Annotated in this window: 24 protein-coding genes; 4 read left to right on the plus strand and 20 right to left on the minus strand. The window is 65.6% G+C overall.

Annotated elements, in window-relative coordinates; translation table 11 throughout:
- Positions 1-2: 2 nt before the first annotated feature.
- The 4 genes from pilQ to HWX07_RS32715 are packed head-to-tail and all read right to left on the minus strand — an operon-like array spanning position 3 to position 4,061.
- Positions 3-1,634 carry a type IV pilus secretin PilQ gene (pilQ, locus tag HWX07_RS32700; RefSeq protein ID WP_175879153.1) on the minus strand — a complete coding sequence of 544 codons (1,632 nt, stop codon included), beginning with the start codon at positions 1,632-1,634 and terminating at the stop codon, positions 3-5.
- Positions 1,631-2,497, minus strand: coding sequence for a pilus assembly protein (locus tag HWX07_RS32705; protein WP_175879155.1), 867 nt, complete (start codon positions 2,495-2,497; stop codon positions 1,631-1,633). The genes pilQ and HWX07_RS32705 overlap by 4 nt, the downstream gene beginning before the upstream one ends.
- Entirely contained in the window at positions 2,494-3,138 is a 645-nt protein-coding gene (locus tag HWX07_RS32710) for a fimbrial protein (RefSeq protein WP_175879157.1), read from the minus strand. The genes HWX07_RS32705 and HWX07_RS32710 overlap by 4 nt, the downstream gene beginning before the upstream one ends.
- Complete coding sequence (locus tag HWX07_RS32715) at positions 3,138-4,061, minus strand: competence protein ComA (RefSeq protein ID WP_012327758.1); 924 nt, start codon at positions 4,059-4,061, stop codon at positions 3,138-3,140. Before HWX07_RS32715 ends, HWX07_RS32710 begins: the two co-directional genes overlap by 1 nt.
- Before the next feature lie 220 nt (positions 4,062-4,281).
- On the opposite strand from HWX07_RS32715, the gene HWX07_RS32720 reads away from it, so the two are divergent.
- Positions 4,282-6,675 carry a penicillin-binding protein 1A gene (locus HWX07_RS32720; protein WP_175879160.1) on the plus strand — a complete coding sequence of 798 codons (2,394 nt, stop codon included), beginning with the start codon at positions 4,282-4,284 and terminating at the stop codon, positions 6,673-6,675.
- Positions 6,676-6,756: 81 nt separating this feature from the next.
- Here HWX07_RS32720 and cyaY read toward each other — a convergent pair whose 3' ends face one another.
- A complete protein-coding gene (gene cyaY, locus HWX07_RS32725) occupies positions 6,757-7,083 on the minus strand; it encodes an iron donor protein CyaY (RefSeq protein ID WP_011546634.1) in 327 nt (108 codons plus the stop codon).
- Positions 7,084-7,119: 36 nt separating this feature from the next.
- On the opposite strand from cyaY, the gene HWX07_RS32730 reads away from it, so the two are divergent.
- Positions 7,120-7,398 (plus strand): lipoprotein, encoded by a 279-nt coding sequence (locus HWX07_RS32730; RefSeq protein WP_011546635.1) that lies wholly within the window; start codon positions 7,120-7,122, stop codon positions 7,396-7,398.
- Positions 7,399-7,492: 94 nt separating this feature from the next.
- Here the strand turns inward: HWX07_RS32730 and msrQ are convergent, their stop codons facing one another.
- From msrQ to HWX07_RS32755, 5 genes are all read right to left on the minus strand, one after another.
- Positions 7,493-8,179 carry a protein-methionine-sulfoxide reductase heme-binding subunit MsrQ gene (gene msrQ, locus HWX07_RS32735; protein WP_175879161.1) on the minus strand — a complete coding sequence of 229 codons (687 nt, stop codon included), beginning with the start codon at positions 8,177-8,179 and terminating at the stop codon, positions 7,493-7,495.
- 20 nt (positions 8,180-8,199) lie between these two features.
- On the minus strand, positions 8,200-9,195 hold the full coding sequence (gene msrP / locus HWX07_RS32740; protein ID WP_175879162.1) for a protein-methionine-sulfoxide reductase catalytic subunit MsrP: 996 nt from the start codon (positions 9,193-9,195) through the stop codon (positions 8,200-8,202).
- A gap of 159 nt (positions 9,196-9,354) precedes the next feature.
- Complete coding sequence (ccsB, locus tag HWX07_RS32745; RefSeq protein ID WP_175879163.1) at positions 9,355-10,545, minus strand: c-type cytochrome biogenesis protein CcsB; 1,191 nt, start codon at positions 10,543-10,545, stop codon at positions 9,355-9,357.
- A 4-nt stretch (positions 10,546-10,549) separates the two neighbouring features.
- The gene (locus HWX07_RS32750) at positions 10,550-12,763 is read right to left on the minus strand and encodes a cytochrome c biogenesis protein ResB (protein WP_175879164.1); all 2,214 of its coding nucleotides are present in this window, start codon (positions 12,761-12,763) and stop codon (positions 10,550-10,552) included.
- 220 nt (positions 12,764-12,983) lie between these two features.
- A complete protein-coding gene (locus tag HWX07_RS32755; RefSeq protein ID WP_011546640.1) occupies positions 12,984-13,637 on the minus strand; it encodes a c-type cytochrome in 654 nt (217 codons plus the stop codon).
- Positions 13,638-13,851: 214 nt separating this feature from the next.
- On the opposite strand from HWX07_RS32755, the gene yihA reads away from it, so the two are divergent.
- Complete coding sequence (gene yihA / locus HWX07_RS32760) at positions 13,852-14,511, plus strand: ribosome biogenesis GTP-binding protein YihA/YsxC (RefSeq protein ID WP_006477171.1); 660 nt, start codon at positions 13,852-13,854, stop codon at positions 14,509-14,511.
- Between the two features lie 252 nt (positions 14,512-14,763).
- Positions 14,764-15,762: a porphobilinogen synthase gene (gene hemB, locus HWX07_RS32765; protein ID WP_175879165.1), complete on the plus strand. Its 999-nt coding sequence runs from the start codon at positions 14,764-14,766 to the stop codon at positions 15,760-15,762.
- Positions 15,763-15,906: 144 nt separating this feature from the next.
- Here the strand turns inward: hemB and dsbD are convergent, their stop codons facing one another.
- The 10 genes from dsbD to secY form a co-directional block, all read right to left on the minus strand.
- Positions 15,907-17,754: a protein-disulfide reductase DsbD gene (dsbD, locus tag HWX07_RS32770; protein WP_175879166.1), complete on the minus strand. Its 1,848-nt coding sequence runs from the start codon at positions 17,752-17,754 to the stop codon at positions 15,907-15,909.
- Positions 17,747-18,073, minus strand: a complete 327-nt coding sequence (cutA, locus tag HWX07_RS32775) for a divalent-cation tolerance protein CutA (RefSeq protein WP_175879167.1) — start codon at positions 18,071-18,073, stop codon at positions 17,747-17,749. Before cutA ends, dsbD begins: the two co-directional genes overlap by 8 nt.
- Positions 18,074-18,275: 202 nt before the next feature.
- Positions 18,276-18,671 carry a 50S ribosomal protein L17 gene (gene rplQ / locus HWX07_RS32780; protein WP_006477175.1) on the minus strand — a complete coding sequence of 132 codons (396 nt, stop codon included), beginning with the start codon at positions 18,669-18,671 and terminating at the stop codon, positions 18,276-18,278.
- 149 nt (positions 18,672-18,820) lie between these two features.
- On the minus strand, positions 18,821-19,798 hold the full coding sequence (gene rpoA / locus HWX07_RS32785) for a DNA-directed RNA polymerase subunit alpha (protein ID WP_006477176.1): 978 nt from the start codon (positions 19,796-19,798) through the stop codon (positions 18,821-18,823).
- A gap of 124 nt (positions 19,799-19,922) precedes the next feature.
- Complete coding sequence (rpsD, locus tag HWX07_RS32790; protein ID WP_006477177.1) at positions 19,923-20,546, minus strand: 30S ribosomal protein S4; 624 nt, start codon at positions 20,544-20,546, stop codon at positions 19,923-19,925.
- Between the two features lie 155 nt (positions 20,547-20,701).
- A complete protein-coding gene (gene rpsK / locus HWX07_RS32795; RefSeq protein WP_004197937.1) occupies positions 20,702-21,103 on the minus strand; it encodes a 30S ribosomal protein S11 in 402 nt (133 codons plus the stop codon).
- A gap of 28 nt (positions 21,104-21,131) precedes the next feature.
- Entirely contained in the window at positions 21,132-21,497 is a 366-nt protein-coding gene (gene rpsM / locus HWX07_RS32800; RefSeq protein ID WP_006477178.1) for a 30S ribosomal protein S13, read from the minus strand.
- Positions 21,498-21,535: 38 nt separating this feature from the next.
- Positions 21,536-21,652: a 50S ribosomal protein L36 gene (gene rpmJ / locus HWX07_RS32805; RefSeq protein ID WP_004199844.1), complete on the minus strand. Its 117-nt coding sequence runs from the start codon at positions 21,650-21,652 to the stop codon at positions 21,536-21,538.
- A 20-nt stretch (positions 21,653-21,672) separates the two neighbouring features.
- Positions 21,673-21,891 carry a translation initiation factor IF-1 gene (infA, locus tag HWX07_RS32810; RefSeq protein ID WP_004521905.1) on the minus strand — a complete coding sequence of 73 codons (219 nt, stop codon included), beginning with the start codon at positions 21,889-21,891 and terminating at the stop codon, positions 21,673-21,675.
- 7 nt (positions 21,892-21,898) lie between these two features.
- Entirely contained in the window at positions 21,899-23,248 is a 1,350-nt protein-coding gene (gene secY / locus HWX07_RS32815; protein ID WP_006482915.1) for a preprotein translocase subunit SecY, read from the minus strand.
- Positions 23,249-23,252 lie beyond the last annotated feature (4 nt).

Below are 23,252 nucleotides of genomic sequence, written 5' to 3' on the forward strand. Positions count from 1 at the left end.
GCTTACTGGCAAAGCGGCTGCCTTGTCGAGCCTGCGCCGACGGCTTCCGGCCCCGTTTTCTCGGCATCCGCGTCGCCCGTGCCAGGTGCGCCGCAACGCGCATCGACGACGGTCGGCGTGATGAAGACGACCAGTTCGTTGCGCTGGTCGCGGTGCGCGCGGTGCCGGAAAAGCGCGCCCAGAAACGGTATTTTGCCCAAGAGCGGCACCCGCGTCACATCGTTCCGGTTCAGTTGTTCATAGATGCCGCCGATCGCGACCGTCCCGCCATTCTCGACCTCGACGCGCGTCTGCACATGCTTCGTATGGATGGCGGGACCGGCCGCGGTCGGCTCGCCGACGCTGTCCTTCGTCACGTCGAGATCGAGCACCACGCGCCCGTCCGGCGTGATCTGCGGCTCGACTTCGAGCTTGAGCGTCGCGCGGCGAAACTGCACACCGCTCATGCCGTTGCCGACCTTCGCCTGATACGGCAGCTCGGAACCCTGTTCGACGATGGCCTTGACGCGATCGGCCGTCACCACCCGCGGCCGCGAAACGATCTGGCCCCGGCCCTGCGCCTCGAGCGCGTTCAGCTCGATGTCGAGTACGCGGCTGAGTGGCGCGGCGAACAGCGTGAAGCCGGCGGTCGCCGCGTCGAAGCCGCTGAGCGGCCGCGCGACAAGGTCGAGCGCGTTGCGCGCGTCCGCCGTGAAGGACGTGCCCTCGGCCGACGGCGGTCGCCCCTGCGCACGCAGCGCGACGCGGGCGCCAAGGTTGCGCGAGAAACCCTGCTCGCCTTCGACGATGCGGGCCTCGATCCGGACCTGCCGCGACGGTCGGTCGATCGCCTCGATCAGGCCCGCGATCTGAGTGATGCGCGGCGCGAGATCGGTGACGAACAGCAGGTTCGTGCGGGGATCGGCCGCAGCAGCGCCGCGCTTCGACAGCAGGCGCTGGCCGGTCGCGCCGGCCAGCAGCCGTTGCACGTCCTGCGCGCGGGGATAGTGCAGCACGAACGTACGGCTCGCGAGCGGCTCCAGATCAGCTGCCCGCGCGTGCATTTCGAAGCGCTCGCGTTCGCGCGCGGCCAGCTCGGCTGCCGGTGTGACCCAGATCACGTTGCCGCGCCGGGACATCGCGAGCCCGTGCGTGTCGAGCAGTGTGTCGAACGCCTCACGCCAGCGGACATTATTCAGACGTAACGTCACCGTGCCTCGCACCTGCTCGCCGACGACGATATTGAGCCCCGTGAACCGTGCGATCGCATCGAATGCAGCCGCGAGCCCGACGCCCTGCAGATTCAGCGAGATCCGCCGCGCGTCGTCCGCATCGCCTGGTTGCCGGGCCGTAGCGTCGCTCATCCGGGCCGGCGGCGCCAGCGGGATCGGCGGCCCCTCCAGCGTGGGGGCCGCTGCGGTGGATTCCGTCTGCAGTGCCGCGCGCGCCGCCCGATCGAATGGCGGCGGGCCGGCGTCCTGCGCTACCGCGCCGTCCACGCCGTCGGCCACGCGCAGCGGCGGCGGCAAGCCCGGCACCGACACCGCGGTCGACCCGGCAGGCCAGACCGCGGGCAGCGGCGGCAACGACGCGCTGGCGTCGGCCGCCGTCACGCCGGCCCAGAGGGCAAATACCCAGCAGCCGGGTTTCGTCATGGCCGGCCTCCGTCGTCCAGGACGAGCCGCTGCGATCCGTCCGCCGTCGCAAGCATCACGGCCGCGCGCTCGACGCGCACCACGCGCGCGGCCCCGAGCAGATCGCCCGGCGCGACGGCGGTGAACACGCCATCGCCGTCGTCGAACAACGCGAGACCGGCGCGCGCGTCGCGAATCGTGCCGGCAAGGCGCGCCGCGTGCCCCGCCGCTTCGGCCGGGCCAGCCTCGCCGAACGGATCGGCGTCGAGCGCCGCCGCGCGAACCGGCGTGTTGTCCGCCGCAGCCGTTGTCGCCGGCAGCGCCGGAAACACGTCGACGGACATGTCCACCCGCGCCGCCGCCATGCCACGCTCGATACGCAGCGCCGTCGGTACCGCCAGCACCGGGAAGCGCGCCAGCCCGCCCACCATTCGCAGCAGCGCGCGAAAACCGCCATCCGCGGCGATGTGCACGGTGCGCCGGCCGTCCGATTCCGCGCCATCGGCGCGCTGCGGCTCGATCGATACCCCGCGCAGCCCGCTCGACGCGGCGAGATCGGCCAGTTCCAGCATCAGTGCAGCCCATTCCGGCGCATGCGGCGAATGATCGTCGCGCGTCGACGCACGATGTCCGTCGCGTCGTCGTCCCGCGGAAGCGAGCACACGTTGCGCGTCGGCCGCGCGCGCCTGCGCTGCGGCGAGCAACGCGCGACTATGGGCCAGCCCGCTCCAGTCGGCGGCATTCGCCAGATGAATGCCGCCGGCCAGCACGGCGGCGAATGCCAGCACACACCCTGTGGCATGCACGACCGCCGGCGACACGCGCGGCAGGCGGCCCGACCCGACACCTCCGCGCAGCGCCGGCCGATGCACGAGCACGGTCATGCTCCACCTCCCGACACCTTCCGCGACGACATCGCGTCGTGCCAGCGCAACTGCACCGAGAACCGGAACGGCATCCCGGCCGGGGCAGCCGGCGCGTCCGAGGCAGGCTTCAACGTCTCTATATCTATCCGCCAGTCGCGCTGCTCGCGCGCCATCGCGGCGAGCCACCGCGCAGCCGCCCGGTAACTCGCGGCACGTGCATCGAGCACGGCGCCGGTCGACGTCATGCGCAGCGCGTCGAGCCGGATATGATCGGCACGCACCTGCGTGAGGGTCGCGAGCAACCCTGCCACGCGCCGGTAGGGCGCGGCCAGCGCAGTCGCCTGCGCGTCGCGCTGCGCGACGGCGGCAGCGGCATTGGCGGCGCGTGTCGCAGCCGCCACCTGCGGCTGCAACTGCCGCAGCCGCGTCTCCACGCTGGCCCGCTCGGCGTCCACCCGCCACCGCGACAACCCGGCAGCGCCCGTCCACAGGCCGGCGCCAAGCACGCCGAGCAGGATCGCGACACCGCATTGCGCGGCCCGCCGACGCCGCAACGCCTGCGCCAATCGCTCGCGGTACGGCAGCAGGTTGAAGTCGCCGAGTACCGCCTGCTCGGCCGCAACCGCCGCGGCCCCGCTCGCCGCCACGTGACCGGCCATCACTCCCACACCCCGCGCAACGCCAGCCCGAATGCGACGGCAAACGCCGGGCCGCCCGGCATGCCGGCGCGCACGCACGGCTGGCCGTCCCACCCCGTGCAGTCGAACGGAACCACCGCGGTGCCGAGCACATCGCCAATCTCGGCGACGGACGTGTCGAAGCGGGCGATACATCGCTCGTCCCCGGCGACGAATACGCAACCCACGGCTCCGAGCACGCGCCGGCGCAACGCATCGGGAAGCGCTTCCGGTAACGTGCCGGACAGCGTGAGCACCGGGACAGCCGACCGGCCCTCGATGCGCCAGCCGCGCACGCCCGCGTCACAGAACCAGAGCACGGCGTAGGCACCCTGCGCGTCGAGTTCGAACTGTGCGGCATAGCGCAGCGCGCGCAGCACGGCAACCGACTCGCCGTCGATCACCGTCAGGTCGATACCGGCCTGGGCGGCCACGTCGATCCGCCGCTCGAGCAGCGCCAGCGGCGCCACCGCCACCGCGATCTCGCCGGACCGCACGCCGCCGTAATGCCGCCAGTCGAACGCCAGACTATCCGGCGCCAGCCCCGAAATGCGTTCGGCCGCTTGCCGCGCGGCGTCCGGGATGTCGCCGCGCCCGGCCAGATCGAGCGTGGCGGTGCGCATCTCGTCATCGTGCAGCGCCATCACGCCGCGCACGTCGCACTGCACATCGGACGCCGATAGCCGCGACACGGCGGCCGCCAGCGACCGCGCGACGGCTGCCCAACGCGCGTCTTCCGGCCCGCCCGCCAACCCGACCGGCTCCCGCTCGAGCCCCTCGACGCGCACGTTCGCGCACTTGCCGCGCCGGCTCACCACGGCCACCCTCACCTCGTGCGCACCGACGTCGATTCCCGTCGACCGGTGCCTGCCCTGCGCAAACCGTGCCACCCATCGTCCTGCCATCCCAGCCTCCCGAGATCGTCGCGGCCCACGCCGCGTTTCCGAGACCTGATTCTGCAAAGCGGCGCGTGCGGCCGACAGTCGGCCAAACGGCCAGCATCTGCTCGCGGCGGCCGTGCACGGACTTATGCTGACGGCACGCCGACCGCGGCTTTCCGACGGGCGGCCCCCGCGTCAGGACCGGTCTTACCGGGCAGCTATAATCGCGGGACTGTTTTCCGGTATGCCTATGCAATCCACGACTCCTACGTCCCCGCCTCCCGCCCCGGAGCCGAAGAAGCGGCCCTGGTGGCAAAAAGTCCTGCTCGGCTTCGCCGCGATGTGCGTGGCCCTCGTCGTGGCCGGCGGCCTCGTGCTCGGCTACGCGCTCGTCGTGGCCTGGCCGAACATGCCGTCGCTCGACGCGCTGACCGACTACCGCCCGAAGGTGCCGCTGCGCATCTATACGTCCGATCACGTGCTGATCGGCGAATTCGGCGAGGAGCGCCGCGACGTCGTCCATTTCAAGGACGTGCCCGACTCGCTGAAGAAGGCGATCCTCGCGATCGAGGACGCGCGCTTCTACGATCACGGCGGCGTGGACCTCACCGGCATCATCCGCGCCGGCTTCGTCGCGCTGACGAACGGCCACGCGTCGCAGGGCGCGAGCACGATCACGATGCAGGTGGCGCGCAACTTCTTCCTGTCGAGCGAGAAGACCTACACGCGCAAGATCTACGAGATGCTGCTCGCGTACCGGATCGAGCGCGCGCTGACGAAGGATCAGATTCTCGAGGTCTACATGAATCAGATCTATCTCGGCCAGCGCGCGTACGGCTTCGCGAGCGCCGCGCGGGTCTATTTCGGCAAGGACCTGAAGGACATCACGCTCGCGGAAGCCGCGATGCTCGCGGGGCTGCCGAAGGCGCCCTCCGCGTATAACCCGGTCGTCAACCCGAAGCGCGCGAAGGTGCGCCAGGAATACATCCTCCAGCGGATGCTCGAGCTGAACTTCATCACGCGCGAGCAGTACGACGAAGCCGCCGCGCAGCCGCTCGTCGTCAAGGGGCCGGGCCGCGATTTCAGCGTGCACGCCGAGTACGTCGCGGAAATGGTCAGACAGATGATGTACGCGCAGTATCGCGAGGAAACCTACACGCGCGGCTTCAACGTCGTCACGACGATCGATTCCGCGGACCAGCAGGTCGCGTACACCGCGCTGCGCAAGGGCATCATGGATTACGAGCGCCGCCACGGCTATCGCGGGCCGGAGGGCTTCATCGAGCTGCCCGCCGGCACCGACGATCGCGAACAGGCGATCGACGACGCGCTGCTCGAGCATCCCGACAACGGCGAGCTGATCGCCGCGGTCGTGACGGCCGCGAGCCCGCGCCAGATCACGGTGGCGTTCATCGACGGCAGCACGGCGACGATCGAGGGCGACAACCTGCGCTTCGCGTCGGGCGCGCTGTCGGCCAACGCGCAGCCGAACCGCCGCATCCGTCCCGGGGCGATCGTCCGCGTCGTGAAGAACGACGCCGGCAAATGGTCGATCACGCAGTTGCCGCAGGTCGAAGGCGCGTTCCTGTCGATCGTCCCGCAGGACGGGGCGATCCGCTCGCTCGTCGGCGGCTTCGACTACAACAAGAACAAGTTCAACCACGTCACGCAGGCGTGGCGGCAACCGGGTTCGTCGTTCAAGCCGTTCATCTACTCGGCGTCGCTCGACAAGGGTCTCGGGCCGGCGACCGTGATCAACGACGGCCCGCTGTATTTCAGCGCCGCGGAAACGGGCGGCCAGCCGTGGGAGCCGAAGAACTACGGCGGCGGCTTCGAGGGCCCGATGTCGATGCGCACCGCGCTGCAGCGCTCGCGCAACCTCGTGTCGATCCGGATTCTCAACAACATCGGCACGAAATACGCGCAGCAATACATCACGCGCTTCGGCTTCGACGCCGATCGGCATCCGGCCTACCTGCCGATGGCGCTCGGCGCGGGCCAGGTCACGCCGCTGCAGATGGCCGGCGCGTACTCGGTCTTCGCGAACGGCGGCTATCGCGTCAATCCGTACCTGATCGCCGAGGTCACCGATCCGAACGGCGCGATCGTCGCGCGCGCGCAGCCGCTCGTCGCCGAGCAGAACGCGCCGCGCGCGATCGACGCACGCAACGCCTATGTGATGAACAGCCTGCTGCAAAGCGTTGCGCAGCGCGGCACGGGCGCGCGCACCAACGTGCTGAAACGCACCGACCTCGCGGGCAAGACCGGCACGACGAACGACTCGCACGACGCGTGGTTCGCCGGCTACCAGCACACGCTCGCCGCGATCGCGTGGATCGGCTACGACAATCCGCGCAGCCTCGGCGATCGCGAAACCGGCGGCGGCCTGTCGCTGCCGGTCTGGATCGACTACATGGGTGCGGCGCTGAAGGGCGTGCCCGAGTTCAAGCCGACGGTGCCGGACGGTGTCGAATCGATCGGCGGCGAACTGTACTTCACCGAGTTCACGCCGGGGCACGGCTTCGTGTCGACGGTCGGCGTGCCGCAGGCGCCGGCCGCGCAAAACGTGGACGAGGCCGTGCCGCATGTCGACGAGCAGGAAAAGCAGGACATCATGAACCTGTTCCGCGGCCACTGACGCGCGGCCCTGCCATGAAAAAAGCGCCCCGCGGGGCGCTTTTTTCATGGGCACGGCGTTCGAGGCGCAGCGCCCCGGCCGTCACGCGCTGAACGTGATCGGCAGGCCAGCCTGCTGGGTCGCGTACTCGGTGAGTGCCGAGAAGAATTCGGTACCGGTGCGCGTATCGCGCCATTCGCCGTCGATGAAACGGTAGTGAAATCCGCCTGCCTTCGCGGCGATCCACACTTCCTTCATCGGCGGCTGCAGGTTGACGATGATCTTCGAACCGTTCTCGAACGTCAGCGTCAGCACGCTGCCGTTGCGCTCCAGATCGATGTCGTGATCGCCGTCGTTCGCGACGTCCACGGTACGCTCGACGGCCGCCAGCACGGCCTCGGCACGGGCCAGGTATTCAGTATCGGACATGCTAAACTCTATCGGTTAAATTGTTCAGGGACGATCATGCGAGTCGTTTTCCGGATGAGCGCGATTGTAGCGGCTTTGGCGATTCTTGCCGGCTGCGGTCAAAGCGGCGCGCTCTATCTGCCCACCGTGCCCCCGATGCCCAAGCCGATCCAGCCGCAGAACACGCCGCCGTCGGATGTGAAACCGACCGACGAAAACGCGTCGTCCGACGAGACGCCCGATACGTCCGGCTCGCCGCTCATGCTGTCGCCCGAGCTGTCGAGCAGCGCCTCGACCCTGCCCGCTCCGGCATCGGGCCCGGCCGCCACGAAGTAACGACGCGAGGCCGCCCGCGCGGCGCGCGAAACGAGGCGATGACTTCCCGGTCATCGCCTTTTGTTTTTTCAGGATATCTTTCCAGGCCGCGCCGTCACGCGCGCACGCGCCGCCATCCCGACGCAACCAGCCGCCAGCCGAGCAGCACCGCGACGATCGCGGCGTAGAGCTTCGGCTGCGCGAGGTTGTGCTTGCCGGCGCGCATCCACCAGAAGTGCAGCACGCCGAATAGCGCGATCGCATAGATCGCGCTGTGCAGCGTCGCCCAGTGGCGACCGAGCCTGCGCACCATCGCGCGCGGCGACGTCGCGGCAAGCGGGATCAGCAGCACGAACGCCGCGAAGCCGACCGTGATGAACGGGCGCTTGCCGACGTCCTTCAGGATCGCGACGACGTCGAACCACTTGTCGAACCACAGATAGGTCGTGAAATGCAGCGTCGCGTAAAAGAACGCGAACAGCCCGATCATCCGGCGAAAGCGCAACAGCGGTGCGAAACCCGTCATGCGCCTGACCGGCGTGACGGCAAGCGTGATGCACAGCAGGACGAGCGTCCACAGGCCCGTCGAGCGCGTGATGAACTCGATCGGGTTTGCACCGAGCCGGTCGGTCAGCCCGAACAGCACGAGGCGCGCGAGCGGATAGAGGCCAGCCGCGAACACCAGCACCTTGGCCGGTGCGAGCCAGCGCGGCGCGGCGGGCCGGCTCCCACCCGCGCGCGCCCCACGTGCGGCCGGCCCGGTGCTGGCGGCGCGCGCAGGCGTGAGCGTCGAAGGAGGCATGTCGTTTCTCACGGTCACGCTCAGAAATTCTTCTTCAGGTCCATGCCCTGATACATCGACGCGACCAGATCGCCGTAGCCGTTGAACATCAGCGTCTTGCGCTTCGGCGTGAAGAAGCCGTCCTCGCCGATGCGCCGCTCGGTGGCCTGGCTCCAGCGCGGATGATCGACGTTCGGGTTCACGTTCGAGTAAAAACCGTACTCGTTCGCCGCATACGTGTTCCAGCTCGTCTTCGGCTGCTTGTCGACGAAGCGGATCTTCACGAGCGACTTCGCACTCTTGAAGCCGTACTTCCACGGCACGACGATCCGCACCGGCGCGCCATTCTGGTTCGGCAGCACCTGCCCGTAGACGCCCATCGTCAGCAGCGTCAGCGGATTCATCGCCTCGTCCATGCGCAGCCCTTCCGAGTACGGCCAGTCGAGCACGGGCGTCGACAGGCCCGGCATCTGCGACGGATCGGCCAGCGTGATGAACTGCACGTATTTCGCGTTGCCGGTCGGCTGCACGCGCTTGATCAACTCGGACAGCGGCACGCCGATCCACGGGATCACCATCGACCAGCCCTCGACGCAGCGTAGCCGGTACACGCGCTCCTCGAGCGGCGCGAGCTTCAGCAACTCGTCGAGATCGAACACCTTCGGGTGCTGCACCTCGCCCTCGACGCTCACCCGCCACGGGCGCGGCCGCAGCGTGCCCGCATTCTGCGCCGGGTCGCTCTTGTCGGTGCCGAATTCGTAGAAGTTGTTGTAGGACGTGATGTCCTTGAACGGCGTCACCTTGTCGGTGGCGACGAATTTCGGATTGGTTTTTGCCGTGAGCTTCGCCGCCCGCGGGTCGGGCGACGCATACGCGGCGAGCGCGGCCCCGCTGGTGCCGAACAGGCCGCCCGCGGCCGCGAGGCCGGCGGCCTGCAACACGCGCCGCCGGTTCTCGAATACCGCGCGCGGCGTGATCTCGCTCGACGCGATATCCGCGCCGGTCAGTAGGTTACGCAAAGGGCGTTTGATCCACATCGTGCAGCTCCTCCCGCATGCGCGGCGCGCATGCTTCATCAGCGTTCGACCCGGCCCGTCACGCGCCGTTCGACGCCCGGTTCGCCCGCCCGTTACAAAACAAAACCGCCGGGCACGCAGTGCACCGGCGGTCTGATAGTCGGACGAACGGCGGAAATCTTACAGCTTGCCGTAGCTGTGCAGCCCGGACAGGAACATGTTGACGCCGAGGAACGCGAACGTCGTGACCAGCAGGCCGGTGAGTGCCCACCATGCCGCCACCGCACCGCGCAGGCCCTTCATCAGCCGCATGTGCAGCCACGCCGCGTAGTTCAGCCACACGATCAGCGCCCAGGTTTCCTTCGGGTCCCAGCTCCAGTAGCCGCCCCACGCTTCGGCCGCCCACAGCGCGCCGAGGATCGTCGCGATCGTGAAGAACGCGAAACCGACCGCAATCGACTTGTACATCACGTCGTCGAGCACTTCCAGCGTCGGCAGTCGATCGGCGAGCATCCCGCGTTCCTTCATCAGGTACGCGACCGACACCATCGCCGACAGCGCGAAGCTGCCGTAGCCGATGAAGTTCGCCGGCACGTGGATCTTCATCCACCAGCTTTGCAGCGCCGGCACGAGCGGCTGGATCTGCTGGGCATCGCGCGCGACCGAGTACCACATCAGGAAGCCGACCGCCGCGCTGATGACCAGCAGCACGAACGCGCCGAGCGAACGCGTGCCGTAGTGACCCTCGTAATACAGATAAAGCAGCGCGGTGATCAGGCTGAACAGGACGAACACCTCATAGAGGTTCGACACGGGGATATGCCCGACGTCCGCACCGATCAGGTAGGACTCGTACCAGCGCACCATCAGCCCCGTGAAGCCCATCAATACGGCAACCCACGTGAGCTTCTGGCCGATCGCGGCGCCCGTTTCGGAGCGCGCGAGCAGGCCGATCCAGTAGAAGATCGTCGCGAGCACGAACAACGCGCTCATCCACAGGATCGCCGACTGGCTCGACAGGAAATACTTGAGGAAGAACGCCGAATCGGCGCGGGCGAGATCGCCCTGGTAGATCTGGATCGACAGCAGCGACAGCACGGCGATCGACGCCATCATCAGCCGCGCCGGCTTCCAGCGCCAGCCGAGCGCGACGAGCGCCGGCACGGTGCCGATCATCACCGCCTTGTCGTAATAATCCATGTGCGCGTTGTAGTGCACGAGCGCATAGCCCGCGCCCGCCACCAGCGCCAGTGCGAACAGCCAGTCGAACAGCGACAGGCGCGCGAGGAACGGCCGCTCGTCGAACAACGGCGACGATGCCGGCGCCGGAGCCGACGCCGTACGGGAAGAGGAAACTTGCGTGAGATCCATGATGTTACCGGGTGGAATTCTCGGAATCGGAACCGCCGCCGGCAGGCGGGCGGGCCGTCGAAGCCGCACCGGCGGGCGCGGCGTCGCGAGGTGCGGCGCGCAAGGCGGCGCCGGCCGCGTCGCGCGTCTGCACGAATTCTTTCTCGAAATCGAAGGTCTTGCGGGCCGTGGACATTGCCATCACCACATCGACGCCCGAACCGGCGTCCTTCAGCCAGAACCAGAGTCGCCGCTCGCGCACGTAGAACATCGAGAAGATGCCGGCGACCAGCAGCAGGCTGCCAAGATACACCAGATTCTTGCCGGGTGCGCGCGTCAACTGAAATACCGAAGCTTGCACCTGCTTGAAGGAGTCAAGCTGCAAATAGACCGGCGATCCATACAAGAAGCTGTCGGATAGCGCGTTGATCGCGTTCTGCACGAAGCGGATCGTGTCGGTGCCCTGCTGCGCGGCCGGCTCGCCGGCACGCTCGCGCGCGATCTGCCAGACCTCCCACATCGAGCCCTCGAGCATCCGCAGCAGCAGGCTCGCGGCCTTCTCCTGCTCGCCCTTCGGCACCGAGCGGTCGATGAAGGTCGCCACCGCCTGAAAGCCGCCGACCGGCTGGCCGTCCGCCCCGCGGCGGATGCTGTCGTCGCTCGCCGCAAAGAGGGTCAGTACCTTCGAGGCGCTGTCCTGCAGACGGCCGCGCAGCGACGCGTCGCCCGGCAGCGAGCGCTGCGCGAAGCGCGCGGCGGCTTCGGTACGCACCGCCGGGTCCTCGAGCGCGGCGCGCAGGCGCATCCATTCGCCGATCGAATCCTGGCTGTCGGCCGGGATCCGCATGTAGCGGAACGGATCGTTCGGGCTCGCGCGCACGCCGGCGAGGAACACGCGCTCGCCATTCATGTCGACGGGCAGCATGTAGTTGTTGAATTCGCGTGCCTGGCCATCCTTGCCGCGAATCTTGTACTGCACCGACGGGCCGATGTTGTGAAGCTGCGTCGGCTTCGACGTCTTCGCGCCCGAGCCGAGCCGCTCGTCGAATACTTCCTTCAGCGAGCTCGTCGTCGCGACGCCGCGTACGTCCGGCTTGCCTTTCGCGTCGGCCATGTTCTCGACGTTGATCGCACGGAAGTCGGAGAACTCGATCGTGTCACCGTCGGCGCCCGGAACCTGCAGCGGCGCCGAACTGCCGATCGTGCCCTTCACGGGGACGGTCGCCGCATGGCTGCCGGTCATCGGATAGGCCGTCATCTGCATCTGCGAGCCGCCGTCCTGGAAGCTCGACTGGTAGATCGACACGCCTTTGTACGTGAACGGCTTGTTGACCTCGACCCGCGCCGGGATCTTCCGGCCGGTCTCGCGATCGATCACGACGATGTCGCTCGCGAACAGCTTCGGCATGCCCGTCGTGTAGTAATCGACGATGAACTTGTCGAGCTGGATCGAGAACGGCAGATCCTGGATCAGCGAGCCGCTCGGCTGGTTCAGGATCGCGGTCGACACGAACTGGCCCTCCGGCACCCACGCATAGCCGCGGAACGTCGGGTTCGACGCGGACAGGCGATGGTCGGGCGAAATCTCGCTGATCGTCGCGCTCGTGTTGACCGGGCTCTTGCCGAATATCCACATCTGGAATTTGATCGGCAGGTTGCTGTCGAGCAGGCCGCCGATACAGATCACGACGATCGCGAGGTGCGCGGAGATATAGCCCCACTTGGTCATCGCGCCACGCTTCGCGGAGATCAGCGTCGCGCCGTCGGTTTCACGCACGACGTGCTTGTAGCCGGCCTTCGTGACGAACGTGGCGAGCGTCGCCGCGACGCTCGCGCGCGTGCCGGATGCCGTGTACTCGGCCTTGTGGTGGAATGCGCGCAGGCTGCCTTCGCGGACCTTGTCCTTCCAGCTCTTCGCATCGGCGAGCATCTTCGGCGCGTTGCGGATCACGCACAGCGAGATCGACACGACGAGGAAGATCAGGATCAGCATGAACCACCACGCGCTGTACACGGTGTACAGGCTGAGCGAGCGGAAGATATCCGCCCAGAACGGCCCGAACTGGTTCACGTAGTTCGGATACGGATCGTCCTGGGTCAGGACCGTGCCGATGATGCTCGCGATCGACAGCACCACCAGCAGCGCGATCGCGAAACGCATCGAGCTCAGCAGCTCGACCGCGCGTTTCGACGCACCCTGACTCGACTTCGACTGCAACCCCGACGTGGTAACGCTCATTCAAACTCCGACTAAGGGGAAACAGCCCCCACGCTCACTATGTTCGCTTCGGGGGCGCAGCCCCCCAATCGCCCGCAAGCCGCGCCATCCCGGCTCGGCCCGGCGCGTGCCGACAAAAAAGAAGGGCGAGGCAACCGCGACGACGCGGTGCCCCACCCTTTTCTTGTTCTGACTCCGGCCGCCCTTCGGGCGCCCGGTCATTCCGTTCGCGGCTGACCGCTCAACGTAGGCCCGCGATGTAATCCGCGACGGCCTTGATCTCGGTATCCGACAGCCGCGACGCGATCTGATGCATCGCCTCGTTGTTGTTGCGCGCGCCGGCACCCTGCTGGAACGCGGTCAACTGCGCGACCGTGTAATCGGCCCATTGCCCCGACAAACGCGGATACTGGACCGGGATGCCCTGCCCCGTCGGCCCGTGGCAGCTCGCGCAGGCAGGTACGCCCTTCTCCGCGATGCCGCCGCGATAGATCTTCTGGCCGACCGGCACGGTCGCCGCATCGCGAGCGGTACCGAGCTTCGTCGTCTGCGACCCGTAGTACGCGGCGACGTTACGCATGTCGTCCGCGCTCAACGCGCTCGCGAATCCGACCATCACCGCGTTGTTACGCACCGGCCCCTTCGCGCCCGGCTGCGTCTTGAAGTCGTTCAACTGCTTGACCAGATATTCGGGATGCTGGCCGGCGAGCTTCGGGAAACTGCCCGACGCGCTGTTGCCGTCGGCGCCGTGACACGACGCGCAGACCTGCCCGGCAATCGCCTTGCCGCGGTCCAGATCCGGCTTGGCCGCATCTGCCGCATTTGCCTCCGCTACGAAACCTACGAACCCTGCTGCAACCTGAAGCACCATCAGAGACTTGCACAGTCGATTCATTCGCACACCCTGTTTCGTCTTGTGGGAATTTGAGGTTCTGCAAAAAACGACGGCGTTCAGTCTACCGCAGAAGCCACATAAAAGCGCGAGGCAGGCGCCCGGTGGCCTTCGGTAAAACCGCCGTATTGTACAATATCGTGCTGAAAGCCCCCGCGCCTATCGGGGCTACCCCGCCTCCACCAAGCGGCTCGCGCCGCCCGTCCTTCCGGTTCCCATGGCCTTTCTGCTCCATCAAGCCCGCTTCTACACGACCGTCAACCATCTGCGCGACCTGCCGCCGACGGTTCAGCCGGAAATCGCGTTCGCGGGCCGCTCGAATGCCGGCAAGTCGACGGCGATCAACGTGCTGTGCAACCAGAAGCGGCTGGCCTTCGCGTCGAAGACGCCCGGCCGCACGCAGCATATCAACTACTTCTCCGTCGGCCCGGCCGCCGAGCCCGTCGCGAACCTCGTCGACCTGCCCGGCTACGGCTACGCGGAAGTGCCCGGCGCCGCCAAGGCGCACTGGGAAATGCTGCTGTCGTCCTATCTCGCGACGCGCTCGCAGCTCTGTGGCCTGATCCTGATGATGGATTCGCGCCGTCCGCTGACCGATCTCGATCGACGCATGATCGAGTGGTTCGCGCCGACCGGCAAGCCGATCCACACGCTGCTGACGAAGTGCGACAAATTGACGCGCCAGGAAAGCATCAATGCGCTGCGCAACACGCAGAAGGGGCTCGACGCGTATCGCGACCAGGGCGTGAAGGGCAAGCTGACGGTCCAGCTGTTCTCGGCGCTGAAGCGTACGGGGCTCGACGAGGCCCATGAACTGATCGAGAGCTGGCTGCGGCCGTCCGTCGCCGACGAAAAAAGCGAGCCTGTAGCACAATGAGCGGGCAACGCGCGGCCGGGATCGGCTGTGCGCACCTGACGGCACCTGCGGATTCGGCCGGCTCATAAAAAAACCCGCCGTTGAACGGCGGGTCAAACAGCCTAATCGAAAAACGACAGGCACCCGCTCAGGGAGGAGAAGCGGGGAGCTGCACGCAACGCGTGCCGCTCGATCGCTATCATATACCAACGATCTCGAAAATGACCTAAGGGTTCCGTAAGGTCTTCTTGCCCTGATTTCTGCCAAATCGCCATGAGCTTCCATCCGCTTCATCGTCCGCGCCGGATGCGCCGCGACGACTTCTCCCGCCGCCTGATGCGCGAAAACCGCCTGACCACCGACGACCTGATCTACCCGGTGTTCGTCGTCGAAGGCACCAACGAGCGCCAGCCCATCCCGTCGATGCCCGGCGTCGAGCGCGTGTCGGTCGATTTGCTGATGCACGTCGCCGAGCAGTGCGTCGAACTCGGCGTGCCCGTGCTGTCGCTGTTCCCGGCCATCGAACCTTCGCTGAAGACGCCCGACGGCCGCGAGGCAGCCAATCCGGAAGGCCTGATTCCGCGCGCGGTGCGCGAGTTGAAGAAGCACTTCCCCGAACTCGGCGTGCTGACCGACGTCGCGCTCGATCCGTACACGAGCCACGGCCAGGACGGCGTGCTCGACGAAAATGCATACGTGATCAACGACGACACGATCGAGATCCTGGTCGAGCAGGCGCGTGCACAGGCGGAAGCCGGCGTCGACATCGTCGCGCCGTCGGACATGATGGACGGCCGCATCGGCGCGATCCGCGAGATGCTGGAAAGCGACGGCCATATCCATACGCGGATCATGGCCTATTCGGCGAAATTCGCATCGGCGTTCTACGGCCCGTTCCGCGATGCGGTCGGTTCGGCATCCAATCTGGGCAAGGGCAACAAGATGACCTACCAGATGGATCCGGCGAACAGCGACGAAGCGCTGCGCGAAGTGCGGCTCGACATCGACGAAGGCGCGGACATGGTGATGGTCAAGCCTGGCATGCCGTATCTCGACATCGTGCGCCGCGTGAAGGACGAGTTCCGCTTCCCGACCTACGTGTATCAGGTCAGCGGCGAATACGCGATGCTGAAGGCGGCCGCGATGAACGGCTGGCTCGACCACGACAAGGTCGTGCTCGAATCGCTGCTCGCGTTCAAGCGGGCAGGCGCTGATGGTGTGCTCACGTACTTCGCGCTCGATGCCGCACGCCTGCTGAAAGCGCAGCGCTGATCGCGTGCCGGCAGGCACCAGCAAAAACGGCGGAACACCTCGGTGTTCCGCCGTTTTTTGTTTACCGTCGATCGCGACTGTCAGCCGACCCCGGAGCGCCCGTTCACCGGGCGCCGTCCGGCATGCCACCCGCGCCAACCGCCGTCATACCGTCGGCACGGCCGCCCGATCGAGGCTGCGCAGGAACGTATCGGCCGCCTGATAGCCGACCACGCGGCCGATCTCGTTGCCATTGCGATCGAAGAAGATGATGCCCGGCGGCCCGAACAGGTTGAAGCGTTTGAGCAGCGCCTGATCGTCCGGGTTGTTTGCGGTAACGTCCGCGCGCACCAGGTGAAGCTTCGCGAGCCGCGCCTGCACGCGCGCGTCCGTGAACGTCAGATGCTCCATCTCCTTGCAGCTCACGCACCAATCGGCGTAGAAGTCGAGCATCACGGGCTGGCCCGACGTCTTCAGCAGCGCGTCGAGTTCGCCGCTCGAGCGCACCGATGCGAACGCGGGACCGTCTTGCGCGGCAGCCGCGCCAGCCGTCGCCGCCCCGCCGGACGCCAGCGGACGCGCCGCCAGCACGGCCAGCGGCTTGACGGGATCGGTCGAGCCCGCAGCCAGGCCAACGAGCAGCGTCGCGGCCCAGATCGCGAGCGCGGCGCCCACGCCGCGGCCCAGGCGCCGCCAGATCGACGCGGCGCCGGCATTCGGCGTGAACAGCCCGAGCGCCGCGGCCGCGATCAGCAGCCACAACGCCGCGAGCACCATCTTCAGCGCGCCCGCCAGCACCGGCCACACGATCCACAGCGCGGCCGCGAGCAGCACGATGCCGAAGAACACCTTGACGCCGTCCATCCACGCACCTGCGCGCGGCAGCACCGTCCCGGCCCCGACGCCAACGACCAGCAGCGGCACGCCGAGCCCGAGCCCCATCGCGAACAGCGCCGCGCCGCCGAGCAACGCATTGCCGGTGTGCGCGATGAAAGCGAGCACGGCGAACAGCGGCGCCGTCATGCACGCACCGACGACCAGCGCCGACAACGCGCCCATCGCCGCGACCGCGACGAAGTGGCCGCCCTGGCGCGCGCTCGATGCCCCGGCCGCGCTGTTCTGCCAGCGCTCCGGCAATGCGATGTCCTTGCCCGAGATCAGCGATATCGCGAACGCGGTCAGCAGCACGCCGAACGCGCCAAGCACCCACGGATTCTGCAACCATGCGCCGAGGCTCTGGCCGACCAGCGCGGCGGCGACCCCGAGCACCGTGTAGACCAGCGCCATGCCGACCACGTACGTCAGCGACAGCGCGAAGCCGCGTGCATGCGTCGCACGCGTGCCCTGGCCGATGATGATCGCGGACACGATCGGAATCATCGGGTACGAACACGGCAGCAGGCTCAGCACGACACCCGCGACGAAATAGAGCGCGACGATCGTGAAGAAGCCGTGGCCTTCGAGCAGCGACTGCGCGAAATCGGCGCTCGTGACCTTGTCGAACCAGCTACCCGCGGCAGCCGTGTCACCGGACGAGGAGGCGGCGCCGAGCGCTGCGCCATCGACCTTCATCACGTGCTCGGCCGGCGGATAGCAGATCCCTTCGTCCGCACACCCTTGCGACGTCACCGCGAGCTCGAACGGCCCGGCCGCCTGCTTCACCGGCACGCGAACGACGACTTCATCGCGATAGGTCTCGACGTTCTTCTGGAACGTCTGGTCGAACTTGACGTGGCCGGCCGGGAATTGCGGCTCCCCGAGCGTGGCCTGACCGCTCTTCACCGCGAACGCGAACCGCTCGCGATACATGTAATAGCCGTTGGCGATCTTGAAGCGGACGTCCACCTGTCCCGGCGATTCGCTCGCGCTGAACTTGAACGCAACCGACGGATCGAGGAAATCGTCGGCCGCGCGCGCAGCGGACAATCCGCCCAGCACGAGCACGAACGACAACAGGACCGCAAGAAACCGCAGCGCGCGCACGCGCACCGAAAGCGCCATACCGTTAAACATGAAATAGACGTTGAGTTTCGCTGGTCACCCACTGGCCATATGCGGCCGATGCCGTCGTCTGCCACGAGACGATTTCGGGCGTCTCGTAAGGATGATGCGCGAGAATGAACCGCTCCAGTTCGAGCGCCCGGATGGGGCTCGTCTTGAACAGCAACTGGATCTCGTCGGCCGTTTCGACCTTGCCCTGCCAGTGATAGCGCGACTTGATCGTGCCGAGCTCGGACACACACGCGGCCAGCCGCCCATCGAGCGCGCCGTCTGCGAGCGCCGCAGCCGTCGCCGCATCGGGTACCGTCGTCAGCATCAGCACCACTATCATCTGCGCCCTCCTAACGGGTCTGCCGGCTTCTGCCCGCGCCGGTTACGCGTTCAGGGACCGCACCGGTTGCCCCGTATCGTAGCGCAGCCCGCGCAACGCTGCCGGTACCGGCCTGCGACAATCGATCGCAGCCGGCATCTCAAAAACAAAAAGGGCCAAGCAATTGCTCGGCCCCTTTCAGATACTGCTGCGTACCGGAAGCTTACTCAGCTTCTTGCACGTTTTCCGTTTCGTCGACTTCCGGACGATCGAGCAGTTCGACCAGTGCCATCGGTGCGTTGTCGCCCACGCGGAAGCCGAACTTCAGCACGCGCAGGTAGCCACCCGGACGGTTCGCGAAACGCGGACCGAGCACGTCGAACAGCTTCGCCACCGAGTCACGATCGCGCAGGCGGTTGAACGCCAGGCGACGGTTTGCCAGCGACGGCTTCTTGCCGAGCGTGATCAGCGGCTCGACGACCTTACGGAGTTCCTTCGCCTTCGGCAGCGTCGTCTTGATGACTTCGTGCTCGATCAGCGAGTTGGACATGTTACGGAGCATAGCCAGACGGTGGCTGCTCGTGCGGTTCAGTTTCCGCAGACCATGACGATGGCGCATTTCAGTTTCCTTGATTCAAAGTTTTGGTCCAGCTCTTCTATCGCACCTCGGAGGGTGCACGGGCCGGTAACGAAAAAAAGCAAGATGCGGATTTTAAAGGAAAATCCGCATCTTTGCCAACTACAGCTATAGCCAGGCTACAACCGGGCTTACTTGTCGAGACCAGCCGGCGGCCAGTTCTCGAGCTTCATGCCCAGCGTGAGACCGCGCGAAGCGAGCACTTCCTTGATCTCGTTAAGCGACTTGCGACCGAGGTTCGGCGTCTTCAGCAGCTCGTTTTCCGTGCGCTGGATCAGATCGCCGATGTAGTAGATGTTCTCGGCCTTCAGGCAGTTCGCCGAACGAACCGTCAGCTCGAGATCGTCCACCGGACGCAGCAGGATCGGATCGATCTGCGGTGCACGCGACGGCGCTTCGGCTGCCGTTTCCGTGCCTTCCAGCGCCGCGAACACGGACAGCTGGTCGACCAGGATGCGGGCCGACTGGCGGATCGCTTCTTCCGGCGTGATCACGCCGCTCGTCTCGATGTTCATCACGAGCTTGTCGAGGTCGGTACGCTGCTCGACACGTGCGCTTTCAACCGCATAGCTCACGCGGCGAACCGGCGAGAACGATGCGTCGAGGACGATGCGGCCGATGATCTTGGCCGTGTCTTCGCCATAGCGACGGACGTTGCCGGGCACATAGCCGCGACCCTTTTCGATCTTGATCTGAACGTCGAGCTTGCCGCCCTTCGACAGGTGCGCAATCACGTGATTCGGATTGATGACTTCGCAATCGTGAGCCAGCTCGATATCGCCGGCGGTCACGACGCCTTCGCCTTCCTTGCGCAGCGTAACCGTCACTTCGTCACGGTTATGCAGCTTGAACACCACGCCCTTCAGGTTCAGCAGCAGGTTGACGACGTCTTCCTGCACGCCATCCAGCGTCGAGTACTCGTGCACCACGCCCGCGATCGTGACTTCGGTCGGCGCATAGCCCACCATCGACGACAGCAGCACGCGGCGAAGCGCATTGCCCAAGGTGTGGCCGTAACCGCGTTCGAACGGTTCCATGACCACCCTCGCGTGGTTCTCGCCCAGCGATTCCACGGCGATGATCTTGGGTTTCAGCAAACTGGTTTGCATGGGCTTTCCTTTTCAATACCCTCGGCTCGTTACACCGATAAGGCTGACCGGTAACAACCAGAAAATAAACAGCCGAGGCCCCTCCTTGCGCAACGCAATCGGGGTACCTCGGCCGTCAATCGGATTAACGCGAATACAATTCGACGATCAGGCTTTCGTTGATGTCGCCTGCGATTTCAGCGCGTTCCGGCATTTGCTTGAACGTGCCTTCGAACTTCTTCGCATCGACTGCAACCCAGCTCGGCATGCCGCCTTGCTCGGCCAGCGACAGCGCTTCGACGATACGCGCCTGCTTCTTCGCCTTTTCGCGGATCGCGACGACGTCACCCGCCTTCACTTGCTGCGACGGGACGTTTGCGACGACGCCGTTCACGGTGATCGACTTGTGGCTCACCAGCTGACGCGCTTCAGCGCGGGTCGAGCCGAAGCCCATGCGATACACGACGTTGTCGAGGCGCGACTCGAGCAGTTGCAGCAGGTTTTCACCCGTGTTGCCCTTGCGACGATCGGCTTCAGCGAAGTAGCGACGGAACTGACGTTCCAGCACGCCGTAGATACGCTTGACCTTCTGCTTTTCGCGCAGCTGCGTACCGTAGTCGGACGTACGTGCGCCCGAGGTACGGCCGTGCTGACCCGGCTTGCTGTCGAGCTTGCACTTGTCGGCGAGCGAGCGGCGTGCGCTCTTCAGGAACAGGTCGGTGCCTTCACGGCGGGACAGCTTGGCTTTGGGGCCGATATAACGTGCCACTTTGCATTCCTTTATCAATCAGTCACGCGGATCGAAATCCGCGCTAGTCCGCTCCCTTTGGGGCGAACGGTGGGCTTAGTCAATCAAAAAAAGCAACGCCCGTCGACGCTGAGCGGCGACAGGCAATGCGCTAGCACGAACGTGCCAGCACATCCTTAGATACGACGACGCTTCGGCGGGCGGCAGCCGTTGTGCGGAATCGGGGTGACGTCCGAAATCGCGGTGATCTTGATCCCGAGGCCGTGCAGTGCGCGCACTGCCGACTCGCGACCCGGGCCCGGGCCCTTGATCCGCACTTCCAGATTCTTCACGCCGTATTCCATCGCGACGCGGCCAGCCGACTCGGCTGCGACCTGAGCAGCGAACGGCGTCGATTTGCGCGAGCCCTTGAAGCCCTGACCGCCCGACGTCGCCCATGCCAGAGCGTTGCCTTGGCGATCGGTGATCGTGATGATCGTGTTGTTGAACGACGCGTGAACGTGAACCACGCCTTCAGCGACGTTCTTCTTAACCTTCTTGCGAACGCGTTGCGCCGCGGTGTTCGAAGCCTTAGCCATTACGTTTTCCTGTAACTGTCAGTTCCGCTTACTTCTTCAGCGCTTGCGCTGCACGACGCGGACCCTTGCGGGTACGTGCGTTCGTACGCGTACGCTGACCGCGCATCGGCAGGCCCTTGCGATGACGGACGCCGCGGTAGCAACCGAGGTCCATCAGGCGCTTGATGTTCATCGTCACTTCACGGCGCAGATCGCCTTCGACGACAAACTTGCCCACTTCTTCACGCAGCTTTTCCAGGTCTGCGTCGGTCAGATCCTTGACCTTCTTCGAAAAATCGACGCCAGCTGCCACGCAGATGCTGCGCGAACGGGTGCGGCCGACACCAAAGATAGCCGTCAGGCCGATCTCGGTGTGCTGGTGATTCGGGATGTTAACCCCTGCGATACGAGCCATTGTTTTTCCTCAAACAAAAAGCGCAAACAAACGCGCGGTCAGCCTTGGCGCTGCTTGTGGCGCGGATCCGAGCTGCAGATCACGCGAACGACGCCTTTGCGCTTGATGATCTTGCAATTGCGGCAAATGCGCTTAACCGATGCCATCACTTTCATGATAATACCCTTTTTTCAAATCACTTCGCCCGGAACACGATCCGCGCACGAGACAGATCGTAAGGCGTCAACTCAACCGTCACCTTGTCGCCGGGCAGAATGCGGATGTAGTGCATCCGCATCTTTCCGGAAATATGCCCCAACACGACATGGCCGTTTTCCAGCTTCACACGGAAGGTCGCATTCGGGAGGTTTTCAATCACCTCACCCTGCATCTGGATTACATCGTCTTTGGCCATAGTCCTTTCAACGCATCGGGATGTTGCCGCCCTTGAAGTTAGCCTTCTTGAGCAGCGACTCATACTGTTGCGACATAACGTACGACTGCACCTGCGCCATAAAGTCCATCGTGACGACGACAATGATCAGCAGCGACGTTCCACCAAAATAAAACGGCACGTTCCAGCGCAGCACCAGGAATTCCGGCAGCAGACACACGAAGACGATGTAGATCGCACCGGCCAGCGTCAGACGCGTGAGGATGCGGTCGATATATCGTGCGGTCTGATCGCCCGGACGAATGCCCGGAACAAACGCGCCGCTCTTCTTCAGGTTGTCCGCGGTCTCCCTGCTGTTGAACACCAGTGCGGTGTAGAAGAAGCAGAAAAACACGATTGCCAGCGTGTACAGCAGCACATAGACCGGCTGGCCCGGCTTCAGCGCTTCCGCAACGTTATGCAACGTATTGGAAATCCAGCTTCCCGTCGGCTGACCGGTACTGAACCAGCCGAGAATCGTTGCCGGGAACAGAATGATCGACGATGCAAAGATCGGCGGAATCACGCCCGACATGTTCAGCTTCAGCGGCAGATGCGACGACTGCCCACCGTAGATCTTGTTGCCGACCTGGCGTTTCGCGTAGTTCACGAGGATCTTGCGCTGACCGCGTTCGATGAACACGACCAGGTAAGTCACCGCGGCGATCAGAACGACGATGATGATCGCCGAAATGATGCTCATCGAACCCGTGCGCACCAGCTCGAACAACCCACCCACGGCATTCGGGAACCCTGCTGCGATCCCGCCGAAGATGATGATCGAGATACCGTTGCCCAGACCACGCTCGGTAATCTGCTCGCCGAGCCACATCAGGAACATCGTGCCCGTCACCAGCGTCACGACCGTCGTCAGACGGAACAGCATGCCGGGATCGGTGACGAGGCCCGGCTGGTTTTCCAGCGCGGCCGCGATACCGAATGCCTGGAAGGTCGCGAGCACCACGGTGAAATACCGCGTGTACTGCGTGATCTTCCGTTGCCCTGCCTGCCCTTCCTTCTTCAGCGCCTCGAGCTGCGGCGAAACGATCGCCAGCAACTGCATGATGATCGACGCCGAGATATACGGCATGATCCCCAGCGCAAAGATCGTGAAGCGGGACAGCGCGCCACCCGAGAACATGTTGAACATGCCCAGGATGCCGCCCGCCTGGCTCTGGAACAGCTTAGCCAGTTGATCCGGATCGATGCCCGGCACGGGAATGTGCGCGCCGATGCGATAGACGATCAGCGCCAGGAGCAGGAACATCGCTCGCCGGCGCAGATCGCCGAATTTCGCCGTGCTTCGACCGGGTTTTGCAAGACTCGGGCTGTTAGCCAAGTAC

Origin of the sequence: Burkholderia sp. BCC0097 (assembly GCF_902832985.1) — a bacterium.
GTDB classification, from domain to species: Bacteria; Pseudomonadota; Gammaproteobacteria; order Burkholderiales; family Burkholderiaceae; genus Burkholderia; species Burkholderia orbicola.

What these genes read in the sequence shown, in the direction of transcription:
- pilQ (WP_175879153.1), bottom strand. Translation starts at nt 1,634, where the DNA reads ATGACGAAACCCGGCTGCTGGGTATTTGCCCTCTGGGCCGGCGTGACG.
- HWX07_RS32705 (WP_175879155.1), bottom strand. Translation starts at nt 2,497, where the DNA reads ATGACCGTGCTCGTGCATCGGCCGGCGCTGCGCGGAGGTGTCGGGTCG.
- HWX07_RS32710 (WP_175879157.1), bottom strand. Translation starts at nt 3,138, where the DNA reads ATGGCCGGTCACGTGGCGGCGAGCGGGGCCGCGGCGGTTGCGGCCGAG.
- HWX07_RS32715 (WP_012327758.1), bottom strand. Translation starts at nt 4,061, where the DNA reads ATGGCAGGACGATGGGTGGCACGGTTTGCGCAGGGCAGGCACCGGTCG.
- HWX07_RS32720 (WP_175879160.1), top strand. Translation starts at nt 4,282, where the DNA reads ATGCCTATGCAATCCACGACTCCTACGTCCCCGCCTCCCGCCCCGGAG.
- cyaY (WP_011546634.1), bottom strand. Translation starts at nt 7,083, where the DNA reads ATGTCCGATACTGAATACCTGGCCCGTGCCGAGGCCGTGCTGGCGGCC.
- HWX07_RS32730 (WP_011546635.1), top strand. Translation starts at nt 7,120, where the DNA reads ATGCGAGTCGTTTTCCGGATGAGCGCGATTGTAGCGGCTTTGGCGATT.
- msrQ (WP_175879161.1), bottom strand. Translation starts at nt 8,179, where the DNA reads ATGCCTCCTTCGACGCTCACGCCTGCGCGCGCCGCCAGCACCGGGCCG.
- msrP (WP_175879162.1), bottom strand. Translation starts at nt 9,195, where the DNA reads ATGTGGATCAAACGCCCTTTGCGTAACCTACTGACCGGCGCGGATATC.
- ccsB (WP_175879163.1), bottom strand. Translation starts at nt 10,545, where the DNA reads ATGGATCTCACGCAAGTTTCCTCTTCCCGTACGGCGTCGGCTCCGGCG.
- HWX07_RS32750 (WP_175879164.1), bottom strand. Translation starts at nt 12,763, where the DNA reads ATGAGCGTTACCACGTCGGGGTTGCAGTCGAAGTCGAGTCAGGGTGCG.
- HWX07_RS32755 (WP_011546640.1), bottom strand. Translation starts at nt 13,637, where the DNA reads ATGAATCGACTGTGCAAGTCTCTGATGGTGCTTCAGGTTGCAGCAGGG.
- yihA (WP_006477171.1), top strand. Translation starts at nt 13,852, where the DNA reads ATGGCCTTTCTGCTCCATCAAGCCCGCTTCTACACGACCGTCAACCAT.
- hemB (WP_175879165.1), top strand. Translation starts at nt 14,764, where the DNA reads ATGAGCTTCCATCCGCTTCATCGTCCGCGCCGGATGCGCCGCGACGAC.
- dsbD (WP_175879166.1), bottom strand. Translation starts at nt 17,754, where the DNA reads ATGTTTAACGGTATGGCGCTTTCGGTGCGCGTGCGCGCGCTGCGGTTT.
- cutA (WP_175879167.1), bottom strand. Translation starts at nt 18,073, where the DNA reads ATGATAGTGGTGCTGATGCTGACGACGGTACCCGATGCGGCGACGGCT.
- rplQ (WP_006477175.1), bottom strand. Translation starts at nt 18,671, where the DNA reads ATGCGCCATCGTCATGGTCTGCGGAAACTGAACCGCACGAGCAGCCAC.
- rpoA (WP_006477176.1), bottom strand. Translation starts at nt 19,798, where the DNA reads ATGCAAACCAGTTTGCTGAAACCCAAGATCATCGCCGTGGAATCGCTG.
- rpsK (WP_004197937.1), bottom strand. Translation starts at nt 21,103, where the DNA reads ATGGCTAAGGCTTCGAACACCGCGGCGCAACGCGTTCGCAAGAAGGTT.
- rpsM (WP_006477178.1), bottom strand. Translation starts at nt 21,497, where the DNA reads ATGGCTCGTATCGCAGGGGTTAACATCCCGAATCACCAGCACACCGAG.
- rpmJ (WP_004199844.1), bottom strand. Translation starts at nt 21,652, where the DNA reads ATGAAAGTGATGGCATCGGTTAAGCGCATTTGCCGCAATTGCAAGATC.
- infA (WP_004521905.1), bottom strand. Translation starts at nt 21,891, where the DNA reads ATGGCCAAAGACGATGTAATCCAGATGCAGGGTGAGGTGATTGAAAAC.